The organism is Jiella sp. M17.18 (assembly GCF_041027365.1).
GTDB lineage: Bacteria > Pseudomonadota > Alphaproteobacteria > Rhizobiales > Rhizobiaceae > VKMB-3413.
In genome coordinates this window covers 1-5854 of sequence record NZ_JBFTEH010000034.1, presented here as the reverse complement: position 1 = coordinate 5854, position 5854 = coordinate 1, and the positions used below count along the sequence as shown (strand labels likewise).

The window sequence follows — 5854 nt, the reverse complement described above, 5'->3', positions numbered from 1 at the left end:
ATTCGGACCGCCCGTTCCCGGACCTCAGGCGAATATCTCTTCGATGTCGCTTTCGTCATGATGACCCCATTCTCTCAGGAATTGAGGTCTCCGGGAAAGTCGGCGCGGTTCAATAGGTCTGGAAACAGCTGTGGGTTGGCAGGGCAGGCGCGAGCCGCTCGCGCTTTCCCAGACTATAAGAAATTTGGTGTGTAGGCGGACATAGTCGGACCGAAGGAGATCACCCATGGATCGCCGAAAAGAACCCGGCATGCCTGATGCTCCGCCCGACCAGATGGCTAGCCCCGACAAATCGCTCGCTCCCGCGCCGATTGCGGTCTTCGTGCATGTCCATTACGAAGACGTCTGGGTGGGTCTGGCGGACATCATCTCTGAGACGCTGAGACACCCGTTCCACCTCATTCTCACGACGCCGCATGCCGGCGCCATGCCCAAGATCCCCGACAGCCCGTTCCTCCTGTCGCATCGCACCCTCGTTTATCCCAATCGCGGCCGGGACATCCTGCCCTTCCTCATGGCGCTTGGCCTGCCGATCGACTTCTCCGTCGGCCTCAAGCTCCACACCAAGCGCTCCGACCATCGATTGGAAGGCGCGCACTGGGGCCAGGCGCTCGTCCGGGCGTTACTTCCCGATCCAACTGCTGTCGCGTGCGTCATCGCGGCGATAACGGCGGATCGGCGCCTGAAGATCGTCGCCCCCCGCGGCATGCTGGTGTCTCTCGACCGATGGATGGGGCGCAATCTCCGCCCGATGCGGCAAGTCGCCGAGCGCCTGCGCCTCGATCTGCCGGCTGCGCGACAGCGTACGCCGGTGTTCTGCGCCGGCTCGATGTTCTGGTTTCGCCGCGATGCCCTCAACAGGTTCGCGGACGCCAATCTCTCAGATCTCTTCGCGGCTGAGGCAGGCCAGACCGACGGGACCGCAGCACATGCCTGCGAGCGCCTGTTCGCCCTCATCGCGGAGGCCGAGGACGGGGTCGTGCTGACCATGGACGACGTTGGCATGCTGGATTCGGCGCAACCCCTCCAAGCACTCCGCGCGCGGGCCCGGATGCGCGCGGACGAGCCCACCCCGTTCCTTCGCCGACCCCCGCTCCTGGCGCGATGGGCTCTGGCTCTGCCGGGTCTGCGGCGGCTCTACCAGGCATGCCCAGCCGGATTGCGCCGGGCGATCCGCCGGTCCGCAGGCGGTAATGGGAACAGCGTTTTGCGCCCCCCGCATCTATGAGAGCTTCGGGGAGATTTCGCCACGGACCGGCTGGTCCGGACAACAGCACGACCTGTCCCGAGCCCTTCAGCACCTCAGCGATCAGGGGTCGGCGCGATCGCCTCAAGTCTTCGCCTGACCGCGGGGAGACGGGCGTCCAGTACTGTCCCGCTCCCCGAAGACCTCATTTTATCCCCCGAAAGCCTCATCTCTCGCCCCGAAAGCCTCATCGCAACCGGCCAAATTCCCCCGGAGACCTCACCGAAGCCCCCGAATCTCTCATAGTTGAAGGTATTTTCCCGTTAAGGATCAACCGCTTAGCAGTGACGAATCTTGAATTAAAAGAATATATGAATCTAGAAGCGGCAAAGCCGCGAAACAGGTCTGAGCATCATCGCCTCAACTTGTCTCATGAAGTCGACGAAAAGACTCAGGAGCCGGGCGCAAAACCGAAAGATGAGAGGTTCGGGGACAGATCGAAGGGTGCCGCGGGCATGCGAACGTCCATGCTTGCTGACCCGGCCATACTGGGCAAGGCCGAGCCCGAACTGGCAAACTCGCGGGTTGAGACCGAAGTAGCTGACGAGCTTCTGTGGTTCTCGGAAGCGGGAGATGTCGCCGATCGCGGCGACGATACCGGAGGCGACCACAGCGTTGACGCCGGCGATCGTCAAAATCCGCTGCACCGCCGGATCATCCACCGTGTCTTTCGCGATCTCCCCGTCCGCCACGTCTTCGGCGAGCCGCTCGACCTCACACACGTATCGGGCAATCGCTGCCCGTTCGTCGTCGGGAAGGGCCTGCTTTGACAGCCAGTCCCGACCGCGCCCGTTGAACAGGTCGGCATGCGGGCACTTCGGCGCGAGATGGGCCTGTAAGATGCCGTGGATCTCGTTCTTCACCCGGGTGCGATGGCGAACCACCTGATTGCGGCGGGCGACCAGCCGACGAAGCCGCTCGGTTCGCTCGTCGGGGATCCAGACCTCCGGCAGAAAGCCGCTCGCCTGAAGCTGCGCCAGAACTCCTGCGTCGATCTTGTTAGTCTTGATGCGGGCATGCGCGATCGCCTTCACCTGCATCGGGTTCGCGACAATCATGCGCGCCACGAAAGGCGACAACACGCGAACCACCGACATGGCATTGCCGGTGGCCTCAACGAGATCTCGTCATCGCCCTCCAGACTGCGAGCGAAGCCTTCAAGGCCGGAGCGCGTCATGTCGATCCGACCGTGGTGCCGTAGTCTTCCTTTTTCCCAGAACACCACCTCCGGAAAGGTGCGGTGGATGTCCATTCCAATCACCCTTCTCATCGGCTCCTCCTTCCTTGGTCAGGACGGGAGCCGGCGGGCGACACGACACCTACGGATCCGCGCTCTCGGCGCAACCGAGCAGGTCGCAGGGGCGGCCAGCTACTAACGCGAGTTCGCAGCTCATCCTATGCATCGGCCTGCCCGCACCTCACGTGCTCCCGGTGCCCCTGTCCCGGATGGTCTCACCATACGCCGCGGCCCAAAGTGAACCGCACCGGCTTTCCCGGAGACCGTTGGCTTGAGTCCTACGCGGCGATCGGCACGGCCTCAAGCTGGTCATACCGGTTACAAAGATGAGACGTTCGGGCAATGAAATGTGAGGGGTTGGTTTTTCACTTTTCATTCGTATGATGTCTGAATGTCCAAACCGCTCGTCCTCACCCTTACAATCACGCCAAAGGACCGTGAAGCCGTCAAGCCGGCAGAACTGATCCAGGTCACCGGCCATCACGAGCTGACGCTGAACGCCCGCAGGGCGATCACGATCCTCTGGCACAATGCGCACATGCAGGGCGTCGAGGAGGGCAAAGACTACACTATCGAGATCGACGTGCTGAAGCCGGACGGGCACAAGGGCTACGAGATGGTGGAGGAGGCGATCGAGGCGCTGATGCGCACGATCCTCACAGTCAAGCACGTCGACGGGAAGACCCGACGCGTACAGTTCCTCGGCGGCAATGATCTCGACGACCCGGACCGCCGCGCCGGCGTCTTGACCTACAGTTTCGACAAGCGGCTGATCGAGGTTCTGAGGGAATCGCAGATCTGGGGACGCATAGCCATTCCCGTCCTGATGGCCTTCACCTCGCGATACTCGGTTTCGCTTTATGAAAATATCGCCCAGTTCGTGAATCTGGACTACAAGACGTCGGCAGAATACTCCCTTGCTGACTTCCGCCTGATGATGGGCGTGCCGCCGAACCGTTACAAATCCTTCGGTGAGTTCAACAAGCACGTCCTGAAGCCGGCGGTCGCCGAAATCAACGGGCTTGCTCCCTTCGGCGTCAGCGTCCTGCCGATAAAAGAGGGCAAGAAGGTCGTCAGGATCGGGCTCGGCTGGTGGAAAAAAAGTGAGGCGGAGCTGCGCGAAGCGTATGCTGAGGCGCAGCGGCCGAAGGTCGGACGACGCGCCCGCATTACCGGAACCGCCGAATATGTGACCCCGCCCATGCCCTCGCAGGATCGCCTGCGCCGGCTCTCCCCGAAAACCTCATTTTCGGACAAAGCAGCTGCTGCACGGCGGACTTGAGGGTTTCCTCGATCGGAAATAGGTCGAAACCGACGTTATAGGGACTTCCCGTCGATCTATAGAAGGCGATGTCAGTGGCGGCGAGCCGGATCTGGTCAAAAATGAGATTTTCGGGGAGATCGTTGTTGCCAGCCTCTTCTGCTCGGGGAAGGTTTTGCGTGGTCCCATCCGGTCGCCTCAATGCAGGAGTTCCGTAGGGGTTAAGAAGCTCTCCGTCGGCCACCCACTGGTGAATGGATGACGAGGGGTATGTGACGCTTCGCGACGCGAAAAGGCAAGCAGCAGACTACGGCTTGTCGCATGCTGTTGCTTCGACGATGATGGGTGCGTCTTACTGCTGCCTGAACTGTGCCGCCGCCGAGGGGAGCCGCCAGCTCGACCGGCAGAAGCGGTTCTCTCTGCGCGAGACGCGCCGTTCGGAGACACAGGTCGCCAAGATGGCAGCTCGCCCTTGGTGGTCCAAGGACAGAATGCGCCCTGACAGTTTCGCAGGTCGGCAGCCACGCCGGGAGGCGTTGTGCACGCCTCACAAGATCAGTACCGCGGCTCGCCGAACCGCTTGCGCAGGCGGTCCCGGAAGGTCTTCGGGACTTGGCGGTAGAGCGAAAACAGAAAGGGCGCGTAGCGGTGGACGAAGCGGTGGATCGCGAACGGGTAGAGGGTGCGGCTCACTTCGGCGCGCCTCGAGCGCGAAAGCCGGCGCAACGCCGCATCAGACATGTCCGGGCGGGCCTCGAAGAGCGTGTCCATCGGCATCGCGACGAAGCCGCGGCGTTCGGCGGAGAAGGCGAACATGCGCTCGACTGCATGGGCGGTCGTTCCGTCGACCTGACCGGTCTCCTCCTCGAACATTGTGAGGAGTTCGGGGGCCGAAAAGTCTTCAAGCGCCTGACGGCGGAACCAGAACATCGAGCCGGCGGGAAAATGGCCCTTTGCAATCACGCGGCGGTTGGCATTCAGCGACAGCGTCTCAGCAAGCCGCGCCACACCCTCCAGATTGTCCAGCATCCATTCCCCGATCGATAGGAACAATCCCCTCGGCGCAACCAAGCCAATATGTGGCACCTGCTCCATCCTTCTGCGGATCGCGGTGACCCCCTGTTCGCGCGGCAGGAGGGAATCCAGGATCTCGGCGCGCCAGACGTCGCCGGCGAATAGATGGGTGGAGCGCTTGGTGTGCAGCTTCAGGCCGATGGAATAGCCGCCGACGCTGCCATAGGCGATGAGGAACGGCCGGATGTCCCGGCCCCGGTTCTCGGTCGTGATGACGATCATCTCGACGAGATGGGGTGTCGCCGGCGCGACGATCTCCTCGCCCGATAGCGAAGACGTCACGATCAGCCGGAAGGGCACGTCCATGCGCTCGGCCAAGACCTTTGCAAGATCCTCCCAGACATCGAGATAATGGACGTGGACGAAGACGGCGACTGGTTCCAAGGGCTGGTTAAGACGACCGTGGTCCACAGGCTGCAGTCCAGATATAGCGGCTCTCCTAAAAGGCGGGCTCAGAACCCGGCGCGCGATCGCTCTAACGCATCAGTGCCGTTTCCGCGAGCGAGGCGCAGCCGAAGGTCGGACCTGCCGATGGCGTGGCCGATCGCCAGCTACCTAAAACGGTGGATGTGGTTTCGGAACCCGAAACTCAGCCGCTCGACTTCGGCATAGTCGACGGCCTCGCCTCGCGCCATGCCATCCGCACCGCGATCGTGTCGCCCAACGGCACAGTCTTCCTCCCGCGACGGGTAGCCGATTGAACGGCACCAGGCGACCTATCAGAGCTTTGATGGCAGGAACCAGTCCTTGCAGCCGGACGATTGGCAGGTCGCGGTGACGCTCTTGCGCCAGGGAACGCGGCGACGGAGCAAAGCCACACCCTCTACGTCTAGAGCAGGTCCGGCTTAATCCGGTTCATATCCTGCAGCCGCGAAGTAGTTGGCGCACTCTTCGGGCTCGAAGAGCGGGAGGACCGCGCCGACGGCATCCCAGAGCGCGTCGACAGACCGTTCGGCTCTCGCACGCAGGAGCGACTTGAGCTTGGAGAAGGCCATCTCGATCGGGTTGAAGTCGGGACTGTAGGGCGGCAGGTAGT

6 protein-coding genes are annotated in these 5854 nt (G+C 62.4%); 3 read left to right on the top strand and 3 right to left on the bottom strand.

Going from position 1 to position 5854, the window contains the following annotated elements:
• Positions 1-226: 226 nt before the first annotated feature.
• Positions 227-1228 (top strand): rhamnan synthesis F family protein, encoded by a 1002-nt coding sequence (locus AB5S17_RS23190; protein WP_369243550.1) that lies wholly within the window; start codon positions 227-229, stop codon positions 1226-1228.
• 335 nt (positions 1229-1563) lie between these two features.
• Here AB5S17_RS23190 and AB5S17_RS23185 read toward each other — a convergent pair whose 3' ends face one another.
• Positions 1564-2343: a transposase gene (locus AB5S17_RS23185; RefSeq protein WP_369243549.1), complete on the bottom strand. Its 780-nt coding sequence runs from the start codon at positions 2341-2343 to the stop codon at positions 1564-1566.
• 531 nt (positions 2344-2874) lie between these two features.
• Between AB5S17_RS23185 and AB5S17_RS23180 the strand changes: the two genes are divergently transcribed.
• Entirely contained in the window at positions 2875-3765 is an 891-nt protein-coding gene (locus AB5S17_RS23180) for a replication initiation protein (protein ID WP_369243548.1), read from the top strand.
• A gap of 534 nt (positions 3766-4299) precedes the next feature.
• On the opposite strand, the gene AB5S17_RS23175 is transcribed toward AB5S17_RS23180, so the two are convergent.
• Positions 4300-5202, bottom strand: a complete 903-nt coding sequence (locus AB5S17_RS23175) for a rhamnan synthesis F family protein (protein ID WP_369243547.1) — start codon at positions 5200-5202, stop codon at positions 4300-4302.
• A 152-nt stretch (positions 5203-5354) separates the two neighbouring features.
• Between AB5S17_RS23175 and AB5S17_RS23170 the strand changes: the two genes are divergently transcribed.
• Positions 5355-5519, top strand: a complete 165-nt coding sequence (locus AB5S17_RS23170; protein ID WP_369243546.1) for a hypothetical protein — start codon at positions 5355-5357, stop codon at positions 5517-5519.
• Positions 5520-5663: 144 nt separating this feature from the next.
• On the opposite strand, the gene AB5S17_RS23165 is transcribed toward AB5S17_RS23170, so the two are convergent.
• Positions 5664-5854: transposase (locus AB5S17_RS23165; protein WP_369243545.1), on the bottom strand; the 191-nt coding region annotated here is incomplete at its 5' end.